24 protein-coding genes are annotated in these 24794 nt (G+C 52.5%); 9 read left to right on the forward strand and 15 right to left on the reverse strand.

The window, feature by feature from the left end:
* Positions 1–4 precede the first annotated feature (4 nt).
* Complete coding sequence (locus NWF35_RS14430) at positions 5–367, forward strand: hypothetical protein (RefSeq protein ID WP_301240046.1); 363 nt, start codon at positions 5–7, stop codon at positions 365–367.
* Between the two features lie 146 nt (positions 368–513).
* Here the strand turns inward: NWF35_RS14430 and pabB are convergent, their stop codons facing one another.
* Entirely contained in the window at positions 514–1938 is a 1425-nt protein-coding gene (pabB, locus tag NWF35_RS14435; RefSeq protein WP_301240047.1) for an aminodeoxychorismate synthase component I, read from the reverse strand.
* 87 nt (positions 1939–2025) lie between these two features.
* On the opposite strand from pabB, the gene yfhS reads away from it, so the two are divergent.
* On the forward strand, positions 2026–2205 hold the full coding sequence (gene yfhS / locus NWF35_RS14440; protein WP_301240048.1) for a mother cell protein YfhS: 180 nt from the start codon (positions 2026–2028) through the stop codon (positions 2203–2205).
* 296 nt (positions 2206–2501) lie between these two features.
* On the opposite strand, the gene NWF35_RS14445 is transcribed toward yfhS, so the two are convergent.
* Positions 2502–3206 carry a hypothetical protein gene (locus tag NWF35_RS14445; protein ID WP_301240049.1) on the reverse strand — a complete coding sequence of 235 codons (705 nt, stop codon included), beginning with the start codon at positions 3204–3206 and terminating at the stop codon, positions 2502–2504.
* Between the two features lie 126 nt (positions 3207–3332).
* Between NWF35_RS14445 and NWF35_RS14450 the strand changes: the two genes are divergently transcribed.
* Positions 3333–5393, forward strand: coding sequence for a molybdopterin-containing oxidoreductase family protein (locus tag NWF35_RS14450; protein WP_301240050.1), 2061 nt, complete (start codon positions 3333–3335; stop codon positions 5391–5393).
* A 139-nt stretch (positions 5394–5532) separates the two neighbouring features.
* Here the strand turns inward: NWF35_RS14450 and NWF35_RS14455 are convergent, their stop codons facing one another.
* Positions 5533–5862 carry a VOC family protein gene (locus NWF35_RS14455; protein ID WP_301240051.1) on the reverse strand — a complete coding sequence of 110 codons (330 nt, stop codon included), beginning with the start codon at positions 5860–5862 and terminating at the stop codon, positions 5533–5535.
* Between NWF35_RS14455 and NWF35_RS14460 the strand changes: the two genes are divergently transcribed.
* Positions 5854–6447, forward strand: a complete 594-nt coding sequence (locus NWF35_RS14460; protein WP_301240052.1) for a nucleotidyltransferase domain-containing protein — start codon at positions 5854–5856, stop codon at positions 6445–6447. The genes NWF35_RS14455 and NWF35_RS14460 overlap by 9 nt on opposite strands.
* Positions 6448–6625: 178 nt before the next feature.
* Positions 6626–7303, forward strand: coding sequence for a uracil-DNA glycosylase (locus NWF35_RS14465; RefSeq protein ID WP_301240053.1), 678 nt, complete (start codon positions 6626–6628; stop codon positions 7301–7303).
* A gap of 678 nt (positions 7304–7981) precedes the next feature.
* Here the strand turns inward: NWF35_RS14465 and NWF35_RS16955 are convergent.
* The 4 genes from NWF35_RS16955 to NWF35_RS14485 all read right to left on the reverse strand — a co-directional run bounded on the left by NWF35_RS16955 (position 7982) and on the right by NWF35_RS14485 (position 12281).
* Entirely contained in the window at positions 7982–9379 is a 1398-nt protein-coding gene (locus NWF35_RS16955) for a VanW family protein (protein ID WP_435873912.1), read from the reverse strand.
* Between the two features lie 76 nt (positions 9380–9455).
* The gene (gene mutY, locus NWF35_RS14475; RefSeq protein WP_301240055.1) at positions 9456–10562 is read right to left on the reverse strand and encodes an A/G-specific adenine glycosylase; all 1107 of its coding nucleotides are present in this window, start codon (positions 10560–10562) and stop codon (positions 9456–9458) included.
* A 13-nt stretch (positions 10563–10575) separates the two neighbouring features.
* Positions 10576–11955 (reverse strand): WD40 repeat domain-containing protein, encoded by a 1380-nt coding sequence (locus NWF35_RS14480; RefSeq protein WP_301240056.1) that lies wholly within the window; start codon positions 11953–11955, stop codon positions 10576–10578.
* A 2-nt stretch (positions 11956–11957) separates the two neighbouring features.
* Positions 11958–12281, reverse strand: a complete 324-nt coding sequence (locus NWF35_RS14485; protein ID WP_301240058.1) for a hypothetical protein — start codon at positions 12279–12281, stop codon at positions 11958–11960.
* A 214-nt stretch (positions 12282–12495) separates the two neighbouring features.
* On the opposite strand from NWF35_RS14485, the gene NWF35_RS14490 reads away from it, so the two are divergent.
* Together NWF35_RS14490 and NWF35_RS14495 are read left to right on the forward strand one after the other, a co-directional pair.
* Positions 12496–13362, forward strand: coding sequence for a YitT family protein (locus NWF35_RS14490; protein ID WP_301240060.1), 867 nt, complete (start codon positions 12496–12498; stop codon positions 13360–13362).
* Positions 13363–13377: 15 nt separating this feature from the next.
* Positions 13378–14352 (forward strand): mechanosensitive ion channel family protein, encoded by a 975-nt coding sequence (locus NWF35_RS14495; RefSeq protein ID WP_301240061.1) that lies wholly within the window; start codon positions 13378–13380, stop codon positions 14350–14352.
* A gap of 24 nt (positions 14353–14376) precedes the next feature.
* Here NWF35_RS14495 and NWF35_RS14500 read toward each other — a convergent pair whose 3' ends face one another.
* The 8 genes from NWF35_RS14500 to NWF35_RS14535 form a co-directional block, all read right to left on the reverse strand.
* Positions 14377–14523, reverse strand: a complete 147-nt coding sequence (locus tag NWF35_RS14500; protein WP_301240062.1) for a hypothetical protein — start codon at positions 14521–14523, stop codon at positions 14377–14379.
* Between the two features lie 3 nt (positions 14524–14526).
* Positions 14527–15435 (reverse strand): DNA-3-methyladenine glycosylase family protein, encoded by a 909-nt coding sequence (locus NWF35_RS14505; RefSeq protein ID WP_301240064.1) that lies wholly within the window; start codon positions 15433–15435, stop codon positions 14527–14529.
* Between the two features lie 362 nt (positions 15436–15797).
* Complete coding sequence (locus tag NWF35_RS14510) at positions 15798–16445, reverse strand: 3D domain-containing protein (protein WP_301240065.1); 648 nt, start codon at positions 16443–16445, stop codon at positions 15798–15800.
* A 230-nt stretch (positions 16446–16675) separates the two neighbouring features.
* Positions 16676–17275, reverse strand: coding sequence for a 5'-deoxynucleotidase (yfbR, locus tag NWF35_RS14515; RefSeq protein ID WP_301240066.1), 600 nt, complete (start codon positions 17273–17275; stop codon positions 16676–16678).
* A gap of 121 nt (positions 17276–17396) precedes the next feature.
* The gene (locus NWF35_RS14520) at positions 17397–18854 is read right to left on the reverse strand and encodes an O-antigen ligase family protein (protein WP_301240067.1); all 1458 of its coding nucleotides are present in this window, start codon (positions 18852–18854) and stop codon (positions 17397–17399) included.
* Between the two features lie 147 nt (positions 18855–19001).
* Positions 19002–20210 carry an MGDG synthase family glycosyltransferase gene (locus tag NWF35_RS14525; protein WP_301240068.1) on the reverse strand — a complete coding sequence of 403 codons (1209 nt, stop codon included), beginning with the start codon at positions 20208–20210 and terminating at the stop codon, positions 19002–19004.
* A gap of 739 nt (positions 20211–20949) precedes the next feature.
* Positions 20950–22326, reverse strand: coding sequence for a 23S rRNA (uracil(1939)-C(5))-methyltransferase RlmD (gene rlmD / locus NWF35_RS14530; protein WP_301240069.1), 1377 nt, complete (start codon positions 22324–22326; stop codon positions 20950–20952).
* Between the two features lie 87 nt (positions 22327–22413).
* Positions 22414–23334, reverse strand: a complete 921-nt coding sequence (locus tag NWF35_RS14535; RefSeq protein ID WP_301240070.1) for a YegS/Rv2252/BmrU family lipid kinase — start codon at positions 23332–23334, stop codon at positions 22414–22416.
* A gap of 111 nt (positions 23335–23445) precedes the next feature.
* Between NWF35_RS14535 and NWF35_RS14540 the strand changes: the two genes are divergently transcribed.
* On the forward strand, positions 23446–23949 hold the full coding sequence (locus NWF35_RS14540) for a hypothetical protein (protein WP_301240072.1): 504 nt from the start codon (positions 23446–23448) through the stop codon (positions 23947–23949).
* Between the two features lie 84 nt (positions 23950–24033).
* Positions 24034–24774, forward strand: a complete 741-nt coding sequence (locus tag NWF35_RS14545; protein ID WP_301240074.1) for a sulfotransferase family 2 domain-containing protein — start codon at positions 24034–24036, stop codon at positions 24772–24774.
* The last annotated feature ends 20 nt before the right edge of the window (positions 24775–24794 follow it).

The raw sequence follows: 24794 nt of genomic DNA on the forward strand, positions 1-24794 counted from the left end.
GGGAATGACTCGCCGCATTTTCGTAGTATTGATGTGTGGTTTCTTCTTGACAGTTTCGGCGGGATGCCAATGGGCCAAACCACCGGAACAACGCCAAGGATTGTCCAATGACAGTCAATCCTATACCTATGTAGGTTATCCCGAAAGCCATATAGTACAGGCGGCTCAAACCGTCGAGGGAGTCCGGTCCGCCCGGTTGGACTACGATGGTCGACGCCTTATCTTATACGTGGAGCCGGAACGCTGGGTAAAACCGCATCAATACCATCGTCTCGAACGTCTGGTACATCGCAATGTGGGTGATATCGCCCCGCACAAACCGTTTGAGGTCAAAGTACTGTCCAACATCCGAACGGGCACGCATTGACGTTTTCCTATTTTTCCCATTCTCAACAACAAGATACATGCTACTCGCGTCGCTCGTACAATTGACAATCCCCGTATTTACTCCGCAACCTTTTTCCTGTTGTTCCCAATCAATCGGAAAAAGGTTTTTTTATTCGTGGTAGGTGGCTATTTGCGATTCACCCAGTGGATCGCTGCCTTGAGCGCACGGGCTTTGTCCATCGTCTCCTGATACTCCGCCTCAGGATCTGAATCGGCAACGATCCCGCCTCCCACGTGAAAAAAGGCTTGTCCCTTCCGACAAATCACTGTGCGGATCACCATGCTGAGATCCATTGTCCCACGGACGTCCAAATAACCGATCCCGCCGGAATAAATCCCCCGTACCGTCGGTTCTAACCGATCCAAAATCTCCATCGCGCGAATCTTGGGCGCACCCGTCATCGAACCGCCGGGAAACGCGGCCTGCAACGCGTCCACGGCGTGCAGGTCTTCCCGCAACCTGCCTTCTACTGTGGACACCAGTTGATGAACGGTGGCGTAAGATTTCACCGCAAGCAACTCCGGCACGCGCACACTGCCGGGATCCGCAACTCTGCCCAGATCATTGCGCACGAGATCGACGATCATCACGTTTTCGGCCCGATCTTTTTCATGCGTGGCTAACTCGTTGGCCAATCGCGCGTCCTCCTCCGGGGTACGTCCCCGCGGACGTGTTCCTTTGATCGGACTGCTGTCCACCATGCGATCGGCACGCACACGTAAAAAGCGCTCCGGAGAGGAAGAGACCACTTCTGTTTCTCCCAACTTGAGATAACACGAAAAAGGTGCGGGATTGATCCGGCGCAATACGCGATACAAATCCCAACCATCCGTCGACAAATCGGCAGTGACCAAGTGCGTCAAACAAGCTTGGTAAATATCCCCGTCCGCAATATGGCGTTGAATGCTTTCGATTTTGCGCAGATATTGATCACGGCTCACCATGTAGCGAAATGCCGACTCATCTATACTGATCCCGTTGCAATCGGGCCATGCACGGGTGGAGAGGGGACACTGAGCGGCGCGCAAGAGAGCGGTTTCCCATTCGTTTAGCGTTCGTTCCACGTCAGCAGCGGTTTCTCCGTCCAACCGCCATTTGCAGAGCCAAACCCGTCGTTCCGCATGGTCAAATACCATCACTTTGTCAAACCACATCCAGCACATTTCCGGCAAGCCGAACGGATCGGCGCCAGTCTGCGGCAGTTGCTCCACATACCGTTTCATCTCATAGCCCACATACCCAACACCGCCGGCCAAAAAAGGTATATCCGGCAATGGGACGTCCGTAATCGACCACGACTGGGCCAGGGATTTCAACAGCGCGAACGGATGGTCTCCATATCTACGTACCTGACCGTTTCGGGTCATCGTGGTCCGCCCATCCCGGGTGGACATCAGCAGAAACGGATCTCCTCCCATCCAGGAAAAACGGCCGCTGCGGTCACTTCCCTGACCATCCAGCCAAAACGCATAGGTACAGCTTCCGTACAACCGGGCGAACACGCACTCCGGTTCGATCTCATAAGGAAAGAGACGCACCTCGATACTCATGACCACAACTCCTTGACGATTCGATGTATCAAATCGTTGAATTCAACCATACTGAAAGCAAACCTGATGCAAATGAGGTGAGTCATCATGTTTGTCGGCCGTGATTGGCAAACGCTGCACACCACACCGCTTCCCCAGTGGACCGATGAGGAACTGGTGTTTCAACACGCCGTTTTTTCTCAACTTTCCCCGCTGATGAATGCGCAGGGTATCAGCCTGCATCATCAGATTATCGAGGAAATCGAGCGGCGCGGCGGTTCCAGATGAACTAAGTGATGATGGCGGTAACCCAAAGTTGCGCTACGCCTGTCAGGGAACCCGTCAAATCATCTGACTAAGAGGCCTTTTTCCAACGAGCGAACCCACTGACATCCCCTGGTGAATACTGTCCCATTGCTTTCCCGGCTCGCTCCACCTGCGCCCTGCAAGGAAGCAAGTCATGGCCGCTTCGACCAAGGAGCGCAGGTCGCGGGCAAAGTACGCTTCGCTGAGAGAAAGTTGCCTTCCGGGTCTTCGCTCACCTGGAAAATCATTTGCCCCCTCACGGATTTACCAGACATGCCCTAGTTCACCATCTCCCCTTGCAACCGACACTCGGCCACCACCCAATCACCTGGACGGATTTTCCCCTCGACCAGAGAAGGATGTGTCACCATCGTCAACCGCCACTGGTCTTTTCCTGACAATGTGATCTTCCAAATTGTCTGACCGGTAATTTGATTTCTTTCTTCTTCCACCCCCTCTACCCTTCCCCGAAGAGTATAATGTGCCTGCTCCTCCAAGGGGATTTCTCGCGTAAAGCGAGCCACCTGCGCAAACAGCGGCATCGATCCTGCCGTACCCAAAGATCTCGTATCCACCTTTATTTCATAAGCCAGACCGGCGATCCTCATCGTCCATGGACCCGGTTGCTTCGCTCCCCAATCATTTTGCAACCATACCGCTGTTCGGTGCAGGATTCCACCCGGTATACTCCGCCACGCTCCCCAAGCGACGCTGTGACGTTCTGTTTTCCGGACAGTGGAAGGCAGAAACGAATGAGACGAGCCACATACGAGTGCCGGTACCAATTGCACCACACGCGTTCCGTCCGTCACCACCCGAAAACGGACACTGGGCGACATGGGCCAATCCATCCATTCATACCGCTGATCTCCCAGCCATCCCTTTCGTTTTTCTCCCTCTTTCAACGCCCGTTCCACCCACATTTTCGCCTCTTCATGGGACGGCACACCCCATCCGGCCGCCCGCCACAATTGGGCCAGCACATCAGTCCCTCCTTTACTGTCATCATGAGCATTGTCTCAAACGACGCCGGATTCGTACAACCCATTCTCTTTCCAACCGCTTATGCACAAGGTAAAATAGTGGAAAAAAGCTGGAGGGAGAGAAACGTGTCACCATCAACCCGAGAGGTTTTTCGCTCCGTCTGCCCGCTGGATTGCCCGGACACCTGCGGTTTGCATGTCACGGTGGAAGAAGGCCGCATCACCCGGGTGACCGGCGATCCCGATCACCCCATCACCCGCGGAGCAATTTGCCATAAAGTACGCCATTTCCCTGACCGTGTCCACCATCCCGAACGACTGCTTTACCCGATGCGACGCACGGGTGAGAAAGGGGAAGGCAAGTTTGAACGGATCACTTGGGAAGAAGCACTCGATGAGATCACGTCACGAATGAAGCAACTCATCTACAAACACGGGGCCGAATCGATTCTTCCCTACAGTTACTACGGCAACATGGGTTTGGTTAACAATGGGACAATGGACCGACGTTTCTTTCATCGTCTCGGAGCAACGCGGCTGGATCGCACCATCTGCAACGTGGCGGGCAGTCAAGGATTCCAAGCCACCATGGGGATCAAGGGGGCAATCGATCCCGAAGACACGGTCCATAGCCGGTATATCATCGTTTGGGGCGGTAACATCGTTAGCACCAACATGCATCAGGTCATGTTGTTTGAACAAGCCCGCAGACAAGGGGCCAAAATCGTGGTCATCGACGTCCATCGCAATCAGACGGCTCGGTGGGCCGACGAGTTCGTCCAGTTGTATCCTGGTACTGATGCGGCATTGGCGCTTGGCATGATGCACGTGTTGGAGCGGGAAAACCTGATCGACGAAGCGTTTTTGCGCGATTATACCGTTGGATGGGAGCAACTGCGGGAACGGCTGAAAGCATATCCTCCCGAACGCGTGTCCCGCATCACGGGCGTACCGAAGGAGACCATCATCCGGCTGGCCCGGGAGTATGGGAAAACATCTCCCTCGTTCATCCGGATCGGCAACGGGTTGCAACATCATGACAACGGCGGCATGATCGTCCGCACCATCACCTGTCTGCCGGCCCTCACTGGCCAATGGCGGTACAAAGGCGGCGGAGCGCTCAAGGGGAACGGTTTGGTCCAAGTGGACACCGACAAACTGGAACGCCCCGATTTGTTGCCCAATCCCAACGTGCGCAGCATCAATATGATCCATCTGGGGAGCGCATTGCTGGAGTCTGATCCGCCGATTCGCATGCTGTTCGTCTATAACAGCAATCCAGCCGCAGTGGCACCGTCTCAGGAAAAGGTGTTGCGCGGTCTGGCTCGGGAAGATCTGTTCACAGTGGTACATGATCTGTTTCTCACGGACACCGCCCGTTATGCCGATCTGGTGCTGCCCGCCACATCCCATTTTGAAAACCTGGATGTATACAAATCCTATTGGCATATGTACGTCCAAGTGGCCCGTCCGATCCTGCCGCCGCAAGGTGAAGCCTGGTCCAACTACAAGTTGTTCCGTACATTGGCCAAACGGATGGGTTTCACTGAGCCCTGCTTTGACGATACGGAGGAGGACCTGATCCGCCAAGTCCTGGACAACTCGGACAATCCCTGCCTGTCCCGTATTGATTTTGACGAGCTGATGGAAAAAGAGATCGTCAAGTTGGATTTATCGGAGAATGCGGTATTCCCGGAACGGTTGCAACGCGGTGTTCGTATTCTCCTGTTCAACGAATCGCTTCGGGCGGAAGGATTAGACCCTCTCCCTGCTCACATCGCACCGAAAGAGGGGACCGACGGGGAACGGAACGCGAAAGATCCCGATACGTTCATGCTCATCTCTCCGCCCAACCACCAATATCTCAATTCCAGCATGGGTAACATTCCCAAACTGCAGAAGATGGAAGGACGGCCCACTTTGCAAATTCACCCGAAAGATGCAGCGCGGAAGGGAATCGTCGACGGGAGCCTCGTACGCATCTGGAATGAGCGGGGGAGTTGTATCTTGACGGCGAAAGTCACCGACGCCGTTCTTCCCGGCGTGTTGGTCAGCATGGGATTGTGGTGGTTGTCCTCCTATCCGGATGGAAAAGGAATTAACCAACTGACGCCCGACCGGGAAGCTGATATGGGGGGCGGTGCCGTCTTCTTCTCCACTGCAGTCCAACTGGAAAAAGCGGAGTGATGGGAAGATAATGGATCGGAGAATCAGAGACATTGCAGAGAAAATCGTGTCTGATCATCCTTAATCCAAGGGGAGGATGGGCCTTTTTCCGACGAGTGAGTACAAGAGGAAAAAAAGGCCCATCCTCTTCAATTGTCATTCAGTCTTCATATACAACGTGGAACAGGTTTCCGTCTTCATCCTCGAAATTGTCCTTGTAAGCGTGATAACCGGCATCCCGCAGTTTTTGGTGCCAATACTCTTTATCGCTTCGTTTGATCCGGAATTCAAGATGGGAGATGCCTTTGACCGCCCCTTCCAAGCGACGTGCACCCTCCGGGTGATTTTCATGGGTAAAGAGGGCGATCATTTGCTCGCCGCATTTGAGAAAGACTGACTGATCGGACTCGTATGTCACTTCCAGTCCCAACACATCGCCCATCCCCAACAAAATATGGTCTTTCGAAAAAAGGGGTAGTTCATGAATCAAACCTACCCGTTCCATCCCATTGATCAAGTTCTAAGTGTGATGAAATCTTTTGATCGCCCTTGGTTTGTTTCCGGAGGCTGGGCACTTGATCTATCAGTTGGAAGAGTGACACGGGAACACGGTGATCTCGACCTCACTATTTTCAGGGAAGATACGGAGCGGCTCATTCAGTATTTCGACGGATGGACAGCGTATGTGGCTATTCCGGGTGAAAGACGGTATGAGATTTTCAGAGAGTTGGAAGATGTACGCCCCCCTCGCCATGAGCTTGTTTTCCAAAAAGGAGACCTGAAGTTGGAGTTTCTGCTCATTGACCGTGACGGTGACAAGGTGCTGTTCCGACGGTCCCCTGTCATTACGTTGGATATTCAATGCTTTGCACAACAAGACGGGAGTGGCCGGCCCCACGTCGCTCCGGAATGGCAATTGCTGTTCAAAGCCAAAAACCCACGCCCCAAAGATGAACAGGATTTTGCCAACCACTTCAAACGATTGGGCAAAACAAGCCGTGAATGGCTGTTGAACGCGCTGAAAAGATATCAACCGGACAGTCATTGGATCGCCTTGCTGGAAAGTGACGAGTAAGCCACATGTCGTGATCCATTGAGAATGAAGGGGCCGTTCTTTCCAAAACCTCATGCTGGACATGGAAAAATGAGAGACAGCCCGAAGCTTTTTTTGACAGTGACCCCATTTTACAAGGCACCATCATATGTGTGAAAATAATTTTATACATAAGCTACATCATTGGGAGGAGAGAAACATGGCGCCCATCCTGAAAAATGATTGGGCCGATCATTTGAACGCTGAATTCGAAAAGCCGTATTACCTAAAGTTGCGCCAGTTTTTGATCCACGAATACAATACGTATACTGTCTATCCGGACAAATATGATATTTACTCCGCCTTGCATCTCACCCCTTATGCCGACACCAAGGTCGTCATCATCGGACAAGACCCGTATCACGGCCCGGGTCAAGCACACGGTCTCAGTTTTTCTGTCAAACCCGGCGTAAAAGTACCACCTTCGCTCCAAAACATTTTCAAAGAGTTGCACGATGATCTCGGGTGCCGGATTCCCAACCACGGTCATCTGGTCAAATGGGCGGAACAAGGCGTCCTGCTCCTCAACAACGTCTTGACCGTTCGCCGGGGCCAGCCCAATTCCCATAAGGGTAAAGGATGGGAAACGTTCACGAGCCAGGTGATCCGCACATTGAATGAACGGGAACAACCCGTCGTCTTTCTCTTGTGGGGAAGAAATGCGCAGGAGAAAAAAGCATTGATCACCCGCGATCATCACCTGGTAATCGAATCAGCCCATCCCAGTCCATATTCCGCCAATCGCGGCTTTTTCGGCAGTCGTCCGTTTTCCCGAACCAATGAATTTTTGCAAAAGGTCGGTTTGCAACCCATCGACTGGCAACTGGAGGATATTTGATCATTAGGACGGCCTCATTCAATTGACAATCCTTTGTCCAACTCCAGGGTTGGATCCCGATTAAGCGAGTGTGCCTTTTTCCGTCTCCCATATCCATTCACGGAAAAAGGCCACCCACCTTCGCGGGATGAATGAATCCCCTTGATGAATGGTTCTTCTCCATGGCAACTCTTCATGGAAAAACTTCCTTGGGACCTCATTTTGGTATTGGTGAAAGTACTGATCAAACTTATATACTATTTTGATTTTGTTCCTTGGGGACTTTTGGTCATTTACTTGTGTTACGGCATTTATTTATGCTTATTTGAAAGAAAAAATAAAAAGAAGTGGTATGCGTACACAATCATAAGTGCGTTTGTTTTCATGGTTGTTGTTGTTAGCTTGAAATAGCATCCCGTAAAATGAAGCCTGCATCGATCTGATGCGGGCTGTTTGCGTCCTTTTTATCCCTTGACCAACGATGCGATTTTTTCAAAGGTATGGCTGATTGAAGAACCGTATCATCTTTGCCTTTTCGCCCCACCAGCATCAGCCTTGCCGAAGAGTAAGGGTTTGAAAAATCCTATTCTCTCCTTTACTCTTGATGTTATCTTCTTCTTTCTTTCAACAAAAAAGACTGCTGACCTTCTACCTTTGTCAGCAGTCTCGCTTTCCTGTGAAAGGCTGGCCTTCCATTGGTCACTGCGGATGTTTCCCGTTCGAAGCGCCGGGGTTGGTGACGGGCACCGATTCCACTTTGGTTGGTGCGGGTTGCACCGGTTTCCGTTTTTTCACCCGGGCATCCGGTGTCGTGTATACATAAGCTGTGATCGAATTGCTGGTCACCCGGATACGGATCAATACCGGCTTGGTCAGATTGTTTTTAAAACGGAAGTCCGGTCCGCCCCACGAGACGGTTGCATCGCGCCCGGGCGGAACGTACGCTACCTCTTTGCTGTGGGAATTGCGCTGGAGGATTCTCAGCCCCGCTTCATCGACGCTGTTGAACAGTGTGCTCGACACTTGGCAGATTCCGCCGCCGATGCCTTCACTGTATTCCCCCCGCACAATCACCTTGGCTGATTTGTACCCACGACCCGGTGTGCGAGGTCCTACGATCCGGTTGAAGGAGAAGCGCTCTCCTGGGCTCAGGATCAGATTGTTGATCGCCTTGGAGGCCAATCGAATGTTGGTGGTGCGGTTGACATTGCTTCCATCGAAGTACGTCGTATATTTGCCTATCAACCGTTGATCCACCTGTTGAAAATCCGCCTCGGTCACCTCCGGCTGATCGATTACCATCGGCAGCTCCTGTGGCTGGCCGGTCATCGCCGTCAAACGGGGCAGCCATTCTTTTTCGATGGTGTCCATATCCACCAATCTTCCCGTTTTCGACGGGGTCAATTTACCGCCAAACCAATTTTGCTCCGCGTCCACGGCTGGTTGGTCCACTTCTTTTTTCACCTTACGAAACCAAGCCAACCATTTGTCGCGATTTAATGTGGATGGATCTTTTCCGTCATAGCCAAGGGTACGGAGATCAACAGTCCATTGCCGACCCTCATAGGTGACGGTAAAAGGAATTGGTTGCGGTTTCAGCTGTTGATGCGGCTTTGTCACACCTGCCCGTGGGGCCTCTTTGGCATCGGTCGTTCCGTCAAATGCAAACACGGACAAACTTCCCACCAAAGCGAAAGCCACCACCAGCGTGCCGATAACAGTTTTTTTCGGACCGATTTGTTCAAACGGAATGCGGTTGACCAGCGGCATGCGATGCAACACTCGGTTGATCCGATCCCACACGCTCACTTGTGAGGATCCAGACACCAATGCAGCGGCAGCCATCTCTTCCCGTTCGGGAGAAGAAGGCGTGCTTTCCGCCGAACCGGTCATGTCCGGCTCCGTTGAAGTCTCACGGTCATTTGATTCTGTTTCTTCGGACATCTCTACCCATTCCGGTACCGATTCATCCACTTTCTTCTTTGTGTCCGTCGACCGATCCGCCTCCGATTGCGAATCGGGGACTATTGGGGAGGACGGCGACTCGTTGGTTGTTTCTTTGGAGTCGTCGACGTTCGGCTCTTTTTTCTCTTCCACGGATCAATTCCCCCTCGGTTTCTCCCTCGCCTGCACGGTGGCCACATTCACCGTGTTTCCCATCATGGTCAGAATCTCAAGCAAAAATGGAAGATAAAGCGGTTTGAACGGCCTTTTGGTATACCTTGGGCAATGCCAACGTTTCTAGTTCATCCAGCGTTGCCCACCGCCAATGTTGCGGAAGTTCTCCCTTTATCCCGACGCACGTACCACCGATGATCGTAGCATGCCATTTGCGATGCGTGAAGACATGCTCCACCATCCCCAACGTTTCGCCGGGTTGTATGGATATACCATGTTTTTTCATCCAAACAATCAATGCCTGAACCGAATCGCTGGCATCCGTCTCCAGTGTGGGTAATCCCCACATCCCCGCCAAGAGTCCCGCCTCCGGTCTCCGTTCCAGCAACACGCGATCGCCGTCCCGAATCCAACCGAACACGAGCGAAACCGAAACTGGCGGTTTCGCTTTTTTCTTGACGGGCAATTCATGTTGCATCCCTTTTTGGTATGCCAGACAATCGGAGCGGATCGGACAAGTCTCACAGGAAGGCGATGTTGGCGTACACACCATCGCCCCCAGCTCCATCAACGCCTGATTGAAATCGCGCGGATTGGATTCCGGAATTAGATGATAAGCCCACGTTTCCATTTTTTTGCGTGTCTGGACACGGGCGATGTCATCCGCCGAAGCGAACAACCGGGAAAAGACGCGCAACACATTACCGTCGACGGCCGGCACCCGCCGGTTATACGCGATACTCAAAATGGCACCCGCCGTGTACGGTCCCACTCCCTTCAGCTGAGAGATGGCCTCCAATGTGTCAGGCACTTTCCCTCCGTGTTTCTCCACCACCTCCTTAACAGCAGCATGCAGGTTGCGCACGCGCGAATAATACCCCAATCCTTCCCACGCTTTGATGACGTCGGCCTCATCGGCCGCCGCCAGCGCTTCCAGTGTGGGGAAACGTTCCAAGAAACGATGAAAATAGGGGATCACGGTTTCTACCCGCGTCTGCTGCAGCATCACTTCGGATACCCAGATCTTATAGGGGTCCTGATCCCGACGCCAAGGTAGATCCCGTTGGTGAATGCGATACCATTGGAGCAAACGTCGTTGAATGGATGCTTTTCGCTCTTCCGTAAAAGGAAGTGCCGATTGCTTCGTTGAGACTTTGGTCATTGCTCGTGCTCCTTTATCCTGTATTGCCCGGATCGCCAGAGGACGACGATTGGCCCAACCGTTTCAGATCGATCAGGCTCACCTTACACCCTTGCGGCATTTTTTCCACAATCAGCAGACGATGCAGATGAGGGGATAGATAAAACCCCATCAATGGACGGGAAGTTCGATAAATCTCCCTCTCCTTCATACCGTCGTCGATAAACAGGATATGGTGGCCCTCCGCCAGCCATACCCCGTTACGCTCGTGACGAATAAAGGGATGGGACTGTCCCGCCACCTGATGATACACATCGAATACCAACGAATTTTGCGTACGGAGATGAATCAGCTTCAACATCCCGTTGATCACGTATGATACATAACCGCCGCCGGGTCCGATCATGAGGCGATCCAACTGCGTTGATTGCAGATTATGTTCATTCTCCACGTAATGATACAATTGTCCGTCCATTACATGTACTCTTTCAAAAAATAGTTCTCCGCTCACCCTACGACCGGTTGCAAAAGCGAAATAATAACCTTGGGGATCCCACACAACAGGCGGGACGATCTCCTCGCCTGAAGGGGTTTCAAATTCGACCCGTCGTTCCCCCGTCACGGCATTCCACAGGACCAACCGTCGATTGTCCTCCACGATTGCCCGCACATCCGCCGTTGGAGACCACCAGCCCGGAGCGCTTCGAAGGATGGGGACAGGGACAGTATCACCCACCGCGTACACTCTGTCCGCCACTGATAGAAAACGGCCACTCGGGGACCAAGATACCGCCGACGATATGTTGGTACGGGACGAAAATTGAGTTTCGGGAATTGGGTGAGAACGTCCCTCTTTGGGACGGAACAAGGCTAACGACACATCTTCCGCATCTCCTACCGGATACACGATGGCATCTCCCTGCGGCGACACCGATATCGGATGGTGCATCCCCGCCGGGACATTGAAAGCAATCCGGGTGCGATGAGATCCTTTTTGCACCACCATTGACCGGACGGCACCTTCGGACAGCACGGTCAGAACGCCGTGTTTTCCCAAGGAGACTACGTCCGTTCCGCTCTTTTCCCCCACTTTCAATAAAGCTCCTGTGCGCAGGTTCCACTCGTATTCAGCTTCCCCTCGCCCCGACTTTCCTCGGAAAAAGAAACGATCTTCCTGAAGGCGCTCCGGTTTCACTTTCTCAAATTCCGCCGTTTGGACAATGGGGGAAGAAACGCGGGGCCTCTCCTCATCCCGCCATCCCCATATGAGCAGGCAGATGAAAGCGGCGGCCAATAATCCCGTCAACACCGCAATGCGCACCGGTGACACAGAAGGCTCCATACAAATCCGGTGAAACCGCCTTCTGGTGCGCCGCCATACAAACCAGCGAGCCGACGGATCTTTCGCACCCATGATCAAACATCCTTTTTTCCGGTAGATGATGGTTCGGCGAGTCGGAATGTCCAGATATTCACTTTGTCTACCATATTCCTCATCCGTCCGTTTAAAACGAGGTTTTTTCTAAGAGAGATCACACGTTGGCTGGTTTCTTCATCCGGCACGCGAATCATCTCGACGAACAATCCCGGTTGATCCACACTTTCCATCCACTCGTGCCGGATAATCGCCCCGGCACGGGCGGTTTCGGATCGCAAATAGTCCAGAAGTTGTAGATACAGTTCCCTTTTATGTGTATGTACTCGATACTCAAGAAAGACAATGAAACCACCGTTTTCCACGAACAGCACTCCTTTGGTTCAGTTTAACAGAAATCGGCGATGGGGTTAAGGGAGAAAGGATGACACTTTCCATGTCCCACGATACGGCATCACCCGTTCCATCTCCTGTCTGCCATCTGTGACAATCAATCAAACGTCACCGTCTACATTCCAGGCTATGCTATAATCGTGAAAGACTACAAAATAGATCCGGATAGGAGGGAGCTCGCACACAGTGAACCCATCCATTTTTCGTATTCCCTCTTGGCGTTGGTGGCGACGCCTCATTTCACTCACGCTGGGCTGTATCTTTGTTGCCATTGGCTTGGAGCTGTTTTTGATCCCCAACCAGATCATCGACGGCGGTGTGGTCGGTATTTCCATCATTTTCAGTTCTATTACACCTTGGTCCTTGTCCGTTTTTCTGATATTAATCAACCTGCCGTTTTGGTTCCTGGGCTACAAACAAATCGGAAAGACCTTCACGTTTTGTACCATATATTCAGTGATTCTACTGGCCGTATTGACCGATTTCATCCACCATTTTCCGCAAGCGACCGACAACCTCTTTTTGGCGACCGTATTCGGTGGCATCATCTTGGGTATGGGCGTGGGACTCATCATCCGCAATGGTGGATCGTTGGATGGGACCGAAGTGTTGGCCATCATCGGCAACGAAAAACTGGGCTTCTCCGTTGGCGAGATCGTCATGTTTTTCAACGTGTTCATTCTGGGAAGTGCGGGGTTCATCTTCGGATGGGATAAAGCGATGTATTCGCTCATTGCATATTTCATCGCCTACAAGACGATCGACGTGGTCGTGGAAGGACTGGACGAATCAAAATCAGTCATGATCATCTCCGACAAACCTGATGAGATATCTGAAGCCATTATGTACCGTCTGGGTCGTGGTGTAACGCATATTTATGGAAAAGGCGGCTACACCAAAGAGGAGAAGGAACTGCTTTACTGCATCGTGACGCGACTGGAAGTCGCCAAGTTGAAGAGCATTGTCAGCGAAATCGACCCGCACGCCTTTGTTGCAATCGAGCATGTCCACGATGTGTTGGGCGGACGATTCAAGAAAAAATCCATCCACTGACTGAGGGGTGATGACATGCTGGAAAAGGAACTGGACCTCGCCAAACCGGAAATCCCCGCCCATCCCGATCACAGTGTAGGCCTGATCCAAAGCATGGGCGATAAAATAAGCGCGATTTTCAAGAACCCGGTGGATTACCTGCTATTGCCACTGGGGCAGATTTTGTTGATCGTCCTGATCACGTTGATCGCCTTGCGTTTGGTTAACCGACTGATCGATCACATCTTGAAACTGAGCAAAACGGACAGTAAGCGTGCCGTAACCATGAGCAAGCTGATCAAATCGACGGCGCGTTATTCCATTTATTTCATCGCACTGTTAATGATTTTGGATCGGCTGGGCGTCAACATGACGCCGGTGCTGGCCGGTGCCGGGATCCTCGGTTTGGCGATCGGCTTCGGTGCGCAAAATCTGGTGCGGGACGTCATCACCGGTTTTTTCCTGATCTTTGAAAATCAGCTGGAAGTGGGCGATTTTGTCGAGATCAACGGCCAAATCACGGGCACGGTGGAGGAGATCGGGCTTCGGGTGACCAAAATCCGTGAATGGAACCAACGGCTGCACTACATCTCCAACGGTGAAATCACGCAGGTCACCAACTACAACCGCGATCGGATGCGGGCGATCGTAACTGTCACGGTTCCGTATGAATCCGATCTGGGCCGGGTGCACGAAGTGTTGGAAGAGGTATGCCGGGACATTCACAAGCGGTTCTCCCCCTATCTGCTGGAGGAACCGTCCGTATTTGGCGTGACCAATATCGAGCGGGATGGGGTGCAATTCACTGTCACCGCACTGAGCGATCCGCAGGAAGTGTGGCGGATTGAACGCGAATTGCGCAAAACCATCATCACCGCTTTCCAAGAACACGACATCGATGTGGCATACCCGCGGCAAATCTTGATGAGTCCGCCCGAGATCGCAATGATGCGGGCATCCACCCAACCAAGAGAATCATCAGAATCGCCCTCAACAAAAAAACAAGGCTAGGAGTTTCCCTCCCGGCCTTGTTTTTTAGAACGACGGGACCGTCAACGCCAAGACCGCCGCTACTCCGACCGCAATTGCCGTCCACAGCGCAACCCGCTTCAGATCATGGGTCAGCGTGACGATCGGATCAACCGTTTTTACCTCGGTCTGCTTTTTCTTCTTCCGTCCCATGCTTCATCCTCCTTTTTTCTTCGGCTTCCATTCGCTCAACGCATCCCACAGATAAAACGTAGCATAGCTTCGCCAGGGAGACCAATCCCGTCCGATCTTTCGGATTTCTTCTTCCCCCGGTTGATGTGCCAATCCGTACACGTAACGGACCGCGTTTCGAAGCCCAATGTCCGCCGCTGGCAAGAGATCGGGGCGCCCCAAACCGAACAGTAACAAACATTCCACTGTCCATCGCCCCACTCCCCTCAGGGGCAACAAACGCTCCATCACCGCTTCGTCTTCCATTGTCCACAAGGCTTCCAAATCCAATGTCCCCGAGACGACTTGACGGGAGATATCGATGACATACTCGGCTTTCCGCCGGTTGAACTGCAGAACCTGCAATTGCTCGTATTCAAGTGCGGCCACCCGTTCAGGCGAGGGAAACACAGGCAACGACTCCCCCTCAAACGTCAATCGTTCGCCCGCCAGGTCGATCAACCGCTCGATCAGCTTGGCGGCGAACGCCACGTTGAGTTGTTGGCTGATGACGGTTTTGATCAGGCACTCATACACCGAAGCATCTAACACCAGATGCAAACCCCTCCGTTTTGTGATAACCGGCCCCAGGTAAGGGTCTGCTTCCATCTGTCGATAGAAAGGGGTTAAATCCACATTCACCGAAAACATCCGCCGCAGTTTGGCTTCCACCCGTTCCCGTTCCGCCTCCGATGGATTACCGTGTACGTACACCGTCAACGAACGAGGTTCCGACTGCCAACCGATTTCCACCACATAAGGACGTCCCCCCGCCTCAATCGCCCGCACCAAACGTCCGTTATGTAAGCGGTAGCTGGACTTTTCGAATGAAGTGAGACGCCGGACGGTTGCCTCAAACGAGTAGGGATAACGGAGCGGAAACACCTGCTTCATTCACTCCCCCCCCTTTTCGTGGGGTTCCTGCCCGTCCATTTTATCGTATTTTTACGTCTCGCTCCACTGCCGTTCTCCTCAGGAAAAGGGTCTTGCGCTTATGCTCCGTATCCTTGAATCCAGGACATTGTCTAGAAGCCATTTCAAAAAGAATGAAATCTCATTATGCAATGGGCATAAACGCGGGCTAGATGTTTGAGCGTGAGCGAGTTTTGCACGCGGGCGACTGGCGTAGCGAGCCGGAAAAACAAGTGCAAAACACACCAGGTTGATCGATTTTGAAATAAGCTCTAGAAACTGCTGACAAAGCCGCTTCGGGTGACACCAACAATCCAGGAATCCTTCTTCAGGCACAGGGAGGCTCATTCCATCACATAGGATGTCGGCACCAACATCACCCGAACGTGTTTCTTGACGCCAAATTTTCGCGCCTCACTCAGGTCGTTCATAAACACATCGATCCGATTTCCCTTGATCGCTCCACCCACATCCTGTGCCGTACGATAACCGATGCCCTCGATATATACGCGCGATCCAATCGGGATTACCCTAGGGTCAACAGCGATGGTGACACCTTCTCTGGCTTTGGCACCGGATGCGGTGATACCGTAGTCGGGGTGACCCGGTGTTTTCCCCGTCGATTCCGGTCCGGCAGTGTATGCGGTCAGGGTAAAATCACCCATCGAAACTCCGCGGGACATCGCAGGAACAGAGCCGGATTCGCGTAGGGGTGCGTCAGTTTGCTGTTTTGTTTCGGGCACCCATAAAATCTGTCCCGTTCGGATGTGTGATGGATCATGCAAATGGTTGATCCGTGCCACGGTAACCACATCGGTCCCATGTTGTTTGGCGATCCGGTAAAGCGTGTCCCCATGTTGGACACGAACAGCGATGAGACCCTTTTTTTCCGCATACGCTTGCGGAGAAGAAGGAAAGTCGCCGCCCCAATGCGTCAAACCAATGATGGTGATGACGCCGACGATCAACCAGAAAGCGCGGTGTTTGAACATAGTAAAACCACCTCATAGATTGATAGATTCTGGTAACAGCATGACCGCGCTTTGCCGGTTTTATACTTAGATGGACGTTTTTCCTTCCGTTGCATAGGCGAACCACTATGCTTTACACCTACACGGATGAGGAGGAGCATGTCATCCGTTTCACACACCAACGTTTCCGCTTGTGTTGTGACCCCTAAAAAGAAAAAAGGCGCCGTTCGCGCCATCAGAACCGTCACCAACTAACGATTCACATCCGAATCATCCATATCATGCAGTTCATCTAGAGTCCGGGTGAAACTGGATCCGAAATGGCGAAGGAAATAGTCCACTTCCGGCATGTCGAGCGATTGCAGACGCCGCTCAATCTCCTGCCTGGCCACAGCGAACTCTCGGTTTCCTGCTGAAATCTCCATCTCGCATTTGAGATAGGCATCCAGCAAGTCGGCTGCTTTCACCCAATGGTGCAAATCGCCATCTTCACCATGAATCAACGGGCGGTAATGCCGGTGCAGCGGTTCGGGGATCATGTCGCACAACCGCTCCGCAGCCAAATTCTCCAACTCCCGGAATCCACCCAGCAGCTTATCGTTGTGATGTTTCACCGGGGAAGGAATGTCGCCGGTGATCACTTCCGTCACATCGTGAAACAATGCCAGTGTAACCGCCTTTTCCACTGGGATCTTCTTACCGAACACCTCGATGCCGATCGTACATAGGGCGTGTGTCAGCAGCGCTACGTGATAGCTGTGTTCCGCCACGTTTTCCGGCATCACGTTGCGCATCAGGCTCCATCTTCGAATCAACCGCAATCGATACAAATAGGCGAAAAATGCGTTCATTTTCCACCCCGGTTTCCGTTACTCTGTTTTAGATGATCGTCCGTATCACTTCCACATGCACCCTGAAGGGAAACAGATCATGAACGCTTTGGGCCCTCATTCATCCCTGGAATAAGGTACATTATACCCGTCCTCCGAGCAATGCCTTCCATAGACTGCGCACGGTAATCAATGCCGCCTCCCATTTATCCATCTTTTTCTCGGCGGCATTGTCCATGTACAATTCCTGACTCCAATCCGGTTTCTTCAGGCACCGCCGTTCATACTGTGCATGGATCATGATCAGGCTCAAAATGAAGATCAATCCGATTTGCGGGGAAATGATGGGATAATCATACATCCCGTGACCCAACAGCGCAAAAATGATCGAAATCAACAACCCTGCCAACCTCTTTTCTTCCTTCCGATTGGCCGTTTTCCGCCACCGCCGGGCTCGGTATGTCGTTACCACGATCAACGCCAAGAACAATCCCAGACCGATGACGCCGTACTCCGTCGCAATTCCCAAAAATACGTTATGCGCATGAAACATGTATTTGCCTGTCAGCTTGGCGAACAGTTGGCCGAAATGGAGCGGCAAAACGCCAAGCAACCAATGTTCCCGGAAAATTTGAAACGCATGCTGCCAGACAAAAATACGCACTTCCACCGTCGCAAACAGCGTCTCTTCCCGCGGGATCAGAGTTTGATTGGTATAGATCACACCGCCCAAAAGTAACAGTGCGCAGAATAACAACACCGTGCGACGGCGGTTTCCGGTCATCCACACCTGAACCAACAGACCGATCAACAAGCCCACCCATGCACCGCGGGAACCGGTACACCAAATAGCCACTGAATACAAGGCAAAAATCGCGAAGCAACCAACTTTTTTCCACGCTCCCCGGACCACCGAGGACGCGTAAATACTCATCAATGCCAAACAGATCAGCATGGCCGCAGCCAGATTGGAATTGGCCGCTGTACCCACACTTCGCTCCATGTCCGTCTGCCATAACGGATAAAACCCTAGCATGTACGTCCAAAACGACTTTTCGTGTGGCAACAGGTCCCACCGTTGCATAAGCACGACGATGGCGACATAAATGCCGCCCAGCCAAAATTGAAGATACAGCCGCTGAAGTTGTTGCCACGACCATTCCGTCAGATGTTTGATCCATATCGTCAAAAGATAATACAACCCGAACAGGATGATCGGGATGATACCGATGGGAATCCACCAGAACCACGAGGGATTAAACGCCCAGCTGATGAGGGAAAGAAACGCAAAACCAAGAAAAATCCCCTCGGGCCAACCGCGCACCGGCCATTTGCATTTATAGAAAAAAGGCGTCAAAAAGCCAATCCCCAGCGTCACCAACGGCGGCAGCCACGGCGACACTAAGATGCTCAAAAACAACAAATGGATGATGCGAATGGCCAGCTGTTGAGTCGATTCAATCTTCAAAGAGATGACTCCCTTTACCCAAAACCGGGCGAACCGAGCAATCCAGGCACTGATCCGGGTGTCGGTTTGCCCCAGCTTTTTGGAATAAATACCGGTATCCGGTATCACGATATCTGAAGGTTGTTTATCCATGGCTCTAATAACATCCTCATCCCATATCGATTACTACGTTTGAACCGCAGTCAGTTGTCAACGCTTAGTCACATCTGTGAATTTATACCTGCCCTTTGCATTATATCGATGGAAGCACAAAAGGGCAAGTAAAACAAAACCCCACATTTATGCCTTTATCAGGAACTCCGAAGACGGTTCGGACACCATCATCTCCAACACGGCCTCCACACTGTTGGAGGGATGGATGTGCTTACGCCATCGGAGCATATTCTCCCGTATGATTTGAAACCGATCCGGTTTACGCAACAACTGGGCAAAGCACGCGTCCAACTCCTCTTCGTTTTTCGCCTGGACAGCCAATCCGTGAGAAACAAGAAACCGACTGTTTTGCTCCTCGTGTCCGGGGATTGATCCATACAACAAGAGCGGTGTTCCCTTGGCGATCGCTTCCGAACATGTCAGCGCACCAGGTTTGGACAAAATGAGGTCGGCCGCATCCATCCAATCTGACAGCCTTCGAGTGTACCCCAAGACGCGAATGTGGGGGTGCTTCAGGGATGGATCGCTCCGCAACCACTGGTACACTTTTCGGTTATGCCCCGTGCAGACCACGATTTGCATCTCTTCTTTCCACTTGGCGGCCATCTGGACGAGCATGTCCGTACCGATGCCCAATCCGCCTCCCAGGATCAAAACGGTTGGCTTGTCCAACAAACCGACGCGCTGTCTGGCATGCAACCGATTCCCTTCTTCCCAAAACTGCACATCCGTGGGGATGCCCGTCACCTGAATGCGGCAATCCTCTACACCCAACTGCACCAGTTGTTCACGTACCTGGGGGGTGGGAACCAAGTAACGGTCCACTTCGGGATGAACCCATGAGCCGTGTGCTGTGAAATCGGTGATGACTGTACACAGGCGAAGGGGGAACCCTTTTTGTTTCAGTTTGCCCACGCCGGAGCTGGCAAACGGATGGGTGGAAACGACGAGTTTGGGGCGGAAGGTTTCAATCAAATCAGATAAACTGGCATACAGTGTCTGATGCAAGCACCACTGCAACCAACGTGGAAACAGTCGCCCATGGTGGCGCCCGTACACTTTTCGCCATAAGTTGGGCGCCCGTCTGATCATGCCCAGATACGAGGTCAAGAGCGCACGGTTGATTTGCGGTTGCAGCGCCCTCCCCAGCTCAATCAGTTGTACCCGCAACTCAGGACGGGACCGTTCAATGCCGTTGGCCAAGGCTTCCGCCGCGCGCGTATGACCGCTTCCAAAGTTTTCGGAGACCAGTAGGATATCGACGGGGCCATGAGCCACTGCATCATTGATTCTCGCCAATCCATCCCAGGCGCCCGTATGAGCGATCCGATCCATGTTTTCCTCCCCCTCTTCTTGCCGTCTCACATTCCCACATATCCACCCCAGCGAACGTGTTCCATCGCCGTTCGGTTTCAAGTTCCCTTATTATACCATATGTATGAGTCGCACTCTCCCATGTTATTCGCCGGACGATACAATATTCTCCTTTTCAGCCATCTTCTTTTTCCGGAACTCCCTTCTCATTTTGACTTGTTTCGAAAAAGGGTGCAACTTTGGTTACAAGAAACAGGCTTGCAAACACACCCGTTGCTCGTTCACACGGAGCAACATGACATCCAGTACAACCAGATCGACGTTTGCAGAATCGAGAATCGACAGTGCGTCCACTGTGAATCGTCCACTGTGAATCCTATTTGAACAGGGAACCTCCAGAGCAAAAGATGTATCCACGACTACATTAGATTGGGAAATATCCCGGACGGATGAAAGATGTGGTAGGTGGTAGAGATCGTGGGGCGCGGCTCCTGAAGATGCTGAGGCCAAAAAAACCGTAAGAGACGAAAAAAACCCCACGCCCCTAGCAAACGAGGTTTCGCAAGGCTGGCAATGGGGTTTTCCCCTCCCGCTTAGGAGGCGACCCGTCCCGTCATTGAAGCAGGACTACGATGACTTCGGGTAAAATCCAATTAATGTCTAAGTAAGATTTCAGTAAAGGGGTTCTCTTTCGTGATACTTGCTGGGGCTTTATTTTTTCAAACGATGTGGCTGCCGTTGTTTCATGGTTTGCACCTGTTTACCAATTCCTCACCGGTTCCATCCAAGCAACGCACTCCACATGACTGGTGTGCGGGAACATGTCCACCGGCTGCACTTCAAGGGTGTCAAAGCCCCGCTCCCGCAAATGACGGGCATCGCGTGCCAACGTAGCCGGGTTGCACGAGACATAAACCAACCGCTTGGGATGCATGTCCACCACCGTATCCAACAACACAGGATCACAGCCTTTGCGCGGCGGGTCCACCACGATGACGTCGGGCCGGATACCCTGTTCCCGCCACCTCGGCATCACTTCCTCCGCTTTGCCCGCCACGAACGTAACATGTTCGATTTCGTTGATCTGCGCATTGCGTTGTGCGTCTTCAATCGCCTCAGGCACCGATTCCACCCCGTACACCCACGCCGCGCCGTCGGCCAGATACAATCCGATAGTACCGGCACCGCAATAGACATCCATTACGATCTCCCGCCCCGTCAACCGGGCATACTGGCGCACCTGATCGTACAGCACACGTGTCTGGATGGGATTGACCTGAAAAAACGACTGCGGAGAAATCACGTAGGTCACTGGCCCGATCCGGTCACGGATCATCGGCTCACCCCACAACAAACGGTTTTCCCGACCCAATATCACATTAGTCCGACGGTCGTTGATGTTTTGTACCAGCGATTTCAACCGCGGCAGCGCATGCCTTAGTTCCGACACCAGCGTTTCTCGGTGTGGCAGCCGTTTTCCATTGGTCACCAGTACGACCATCATCTCGCCGGTAGCAAACCCGGTTCGAACCATGACATGGCGCAGCACCCCACGGTGGTTTTTTTCATCGTACGGTGGGATTCCCAATTCCTTGACCAGCCGCTTCACTTCCCGGACTGCCCGGTCATTGTCAGGATGTTGAATACCACATGTGTCCATGTCGACAATCGTATGTGTACCGGCGGCGTAAAAACCGGCAACCAGCTCCCCGCCGCGCAAGCCGAATGGCACTTGCGCTTTGTTGCGGTATGCCCACGGATCTTGCATCCCGATCACGGGCAAAACGGGCACCACATCCTCCCACCCGCCGATCCGTTGAAAACTGTCGATCACTTGCTGCCGTTTGATCTGTAACTGCTCCTCATAGCTCACGTGCTGCAACTGACATCCGCCACACCGTTCGAAAACGGGACAAGCCGGTTCCGTTCGTGCCGGGGCCGGTTCCAATATCTCCAACATTTGGCCGTGAGCGTATGTTTTTTTCACCTTCGTGATTTTCGCCCGAATTCGTTCACCGGTCAACGCCAGCGGGACGAACACGGTGAACCCCTCGTATTTTCCAACGCCGTCCCCGGTATGGCTCTGGCCGGTGACGGTCAGTTCGATGATTTCTCCCGTGGTAACAGGTGGTTTCATCTCGTTTGCTCCTTTGCTCCTCACCATCATTCTTCATCTGCTGTAACTCGTTCCACAGGGTCTCGGCTCGATTATACCAGAACCTTTTCATCCGGCGTTATTCGACCCTTTTGCAGCTGGCCGCGGGCACAACACCCGCAGATGACCCGGCAACGATTCACAAATACCGGGCAGGATTCCACCCAGCTCCCCATCCAGGTTCCAACGCAGCGGCTCATCCGATTCAACATAGAGGCGTCGCGCTTGAAAATACAAGACGCTCGGATCATAGATGTGCCCGCCCTTCCTCGCGATTCTGACCAACGGAATCAGATCGGCAATACTGGTTTTGCGCACCACGATCACATCCAATTTTCCGTCGTTCAAATCCGCTTTCGGAGCCAACTGTTCAAATCCACCCACCGATCGGGTATTGGCCACCATCATCAACAAAATGTCTTCCTCCCATTGTCGGCCGTCCGCCTCAATGCAAACCGGAAACGAACGCGACAATGATCCTATTTTCTCCAGTCCTTTCAAATAATAAGCCAATGGGCCAACCAGCGTTTTCAATCTGCTGGGCGCCTCGTAGGTGACGGCCGTCACGTCACCGACTGCCGCCACGTTGACAAACAGCCGTTCTCCCACACGCCCCGCATCCACTGTCCGCACGAATCCATCACCAATCACGTCGCACGCCCGTAACAAGTCACGGGGTAACCCCATACCACGCGCAAAATCGTTGGTCGTGCCACACGGCAAAACACCCAGAATCGGACGGTACGGACCTTGTGATATGCCGGTGACTACTTCATGCACCGTCCCGTCTCCTCCAGCAGCGATCACCACGTCAAACCCGCGTTCTGACGCCTGCCGCGCCGCAATGGTCGCCTGACCCGGTTCTCGCGTCGCGTGACAGGACGTTTCCAATCCCGCCCGCTCCAACCGTTCGAGAATGCGGGGCAACTGCCGTACAAACATCTCTCTCCCTGCCGTGGGATTGTAAATCAATCTCGCGCGCCTGTACATTTGGGATCACCTCTTTTTGTCGTTTCGCCGGACGGTCTGCTTTTTTTCCCGCCCCCCGCATACAATGGTGAAAGACAAGACTTCGTCCGCTTGAGAAAGGAGGAACCGTCGATGACTGATTCCCACACGTCCTCCAGAAGAGAGTCGCAACCGATCCAGGACGGGCCGGAGCCCTATCGGTTGACCGAAGTACAACACGCGTTGGACCAGAGCATTGCCGCAGACGAAACGTTGAGTTCCATTTGTTATCAACTGCGTTGTTCCGCGTTTGCATGCGATTGGGACGGCTGGGAGGAAGCACATCGGGAATGCATGCTGTCCAACCACTACCGTCTGACCGCTTCTGGTTGCCTCAAACGGATGGCGATGGGGGATTGGCATGAAACCCTGTTGATGACACTGGTACAATGCTTGTATCTCGCCCGACGGGCGGATCGTATCAAACAAGGATATTTTCACCGGTTGTGCGGTTCAGCTTCGGAAGGATTCCGTCCCACGGCGGAATTGCTTCTCGTTTGGAACCGTCATGCTGAGGCGCATTTGCAAGAAGCGATGGTCGGTGCACAGCATCTGCTAGGGACGCGTCAATGGACCCGGTGGATGCCCGAAACATAAGATAGAACGATCCCTAGAACGGGTCGGTACACTGGTCCATACAATAGTTGTACCAAGAGTGGACAAAAGGAGGAGAACGCCACCATGCGCCAACCCATCATCATTTTTTCCCACATCCCCAAAGCAGGCGGTCTGACCTTACGCAGCATTATCGACAGGCAGTACCGACCGGACCAGATCTACAAATACCCGGCCCATCACCAGCAGGAAGCCGTAAAAAAACTGTCCGCCACCCAACGGGAGAAAATCAAATGTGTATACGGTCATTGCCGTTTCGGAACTCATCGCTATTTCCAGCGACCCTTCAGGTATATCACCATGTTGCGCGATCCCGTCAACCGAGTCATTTCCGCCTATTATTACATCAAATCCAACCCAAATACCAAACTCTATGCCAAAGTCAACTCTATGAGTTTCAAAGAGTTCATTCTCAGTAAAAACGACGACATTCAAACGCAGCTTTGGAATCACCAAACCCGATTCCTCTCCGGCAAACATCAGCCTGATCTGGATCTGGCCAAACAAAATCTCCGCAAACATTACGTCATCGTGGGCATTACCGAATTGTATCCGCATTCGGTGTTCCTGATGAAACAGGCTCTGGGATGGGGCAACGTCAACTACACCAGGCAAAATGTCACCAAGCGCCGCCCGCAAAAACAACAGATTCAAAAGGAACTCATCCACATCATCAAACAAAACAATGCTCTCGACCTACAGTTGTACCATTACGCCAAACAATTGTTGATCCGGCGACTCAACAATCTGAACCCCGTAACCAAACGCCAGTTGGCGCTATATGTCAAACTGCATCAACAGGCGTGAAAAAACCGTCCCTCACGGGA

The organism is Polycladomyces subterraneus (assembly GCF_030433435.1).
Lineage (GTDB): Bacteria > Bacillota > Bacilli > Thermoactinomycetales > JIR-001 > Polycladomyces > Polycladomyces subterraneus.

Excerpts from the sequence above, each read along its gene's own strand:
- NWF35_RS14430 (WP_301240046.1), top strand. The coding sequence starts at position 5 with ATGACTCGCCGCATTTTCGTAGTATTGATGTGTGGTTTCTTCTTGACA.
- pabB (WP_301240047.1), bottom strand. The coding sequence starts at position 1,938 with ATGAGTATCGAGGTGCGTCTCTTTCCTTATGAGATCGAACCGGAGTGC.
- yfhS (WP_301240048.1), top strand. The coding sequence starts at position 2,026 with ATGTTTGTCGGCCGTGATTGGCAAACGCTGCACACCACACCGCTTCCC.
- NWF35_RS14460 (WP_301240052.1), top strand. The coding sequence starts at position 5,854 with ATGAATCAAACCTACCCGTTCCATCCCATTGATCAAGTTCTAAGTGTG.
- NWF35_RS14465 (WP_301240053.1), top strand. The coding sequence starts at position 6,626 with ATGGCGCCCATCCTGAAAAATGATTGGGCCGATCATTTGAACGCTGAA.
- mutY (WP_301240055.1), bottom strand. The coding sequence starts at position 10,562 with ATGACCAAAGTCTCAACGAAGCAATCGGCACTTCCTTTTACGGAAGAG.
- NWF35_RS14480 (WP_301240056.1), bottom strand. The coding sequence starts at position 11,955 with ATGGGTGCGAAAGATCCGTCGGCTCGCTGGTTTGTATGGCGGCGCACC.
- NWF35_RS14495 (WP_301240061.1), top strand. The coding sequence starts at position 13,378 with ATGCTGGAAAAGGAACTGGACCTCGCCAAACCGGAAATCCCCGCCCAT.
- NWF35_RS14500 (WP_301240062.1), bottom strand. The coding sequence starts at position 14,523 with ATGGGACGGAAGAAGAAAAAGCAGACCGAGGTAAAAACGGTTGATCCG.
- NWF35_RS14505 (WP_301240064.1), bottom strand. The coding sequence starts at position 15,435 with ATGAAGCAGGTGTTTCCGCTCCGTTATCCCTACTCGTTTGAGGCAACC.
- NWF35_RS14510 (WP_301240065.1), bottom strand. The coding sequence starts at position 16,445 with ATGTTCAAACACCGCGCTTTCTGGTTGATCGTCGGCGTCATCACCATC.
- yfbR (WP_301240066.1), bottom strand. The coding sequence starts at position 17,275 with ATGAACGCATTTTTCGCCTATTTGTATCGATTGCGGTTGATTCGAAGA.
- NWF35_RS14520 (WP_301240067.1), bottom strand. The coding sequence starts at position 18,854 with ATGGATAAACAACCTTCAGATATCGTGATACCGGATACCGGTATTTAT.
- NWF35_RS14525 (WP_301240068.1), bottom strand. The coding sequence starts at position 20,210 with ATGGATCGGATCGCTCATACGGGCGCCTGGGATGGATTGGCGAGAATC.
- rlmD (WP_301240069.1), bottom strand. The coding sequence starts at position 22,326 with ATGAAACCACCTGTTACCACGGGAGAAATCATCGAACTGACCGTCACC.
- NWF35_RS14535 (WP_301240070.1), bottom strand. The coding sequence starts at position 23,334 with ATGTACAGGCGCGCGAGATTGATTTACAATCCCACGGCAGGGAGAGAG.
- NWF35_RS14540 (WP_301240072.1), top strand. The coding sequence starts at position 23,446 with ATGACTGATTCCCACACGTCCTCCAGAAGAGAGTCGCAACCGATCCAG.
- NWF35_RS14545 (WP_301240074.1), top strand. The coding sequence starts at position 24,034 with ATGCGCCAACCCATCATCATTTTTTCCCACATCCCCAAAGCAGGCGGT.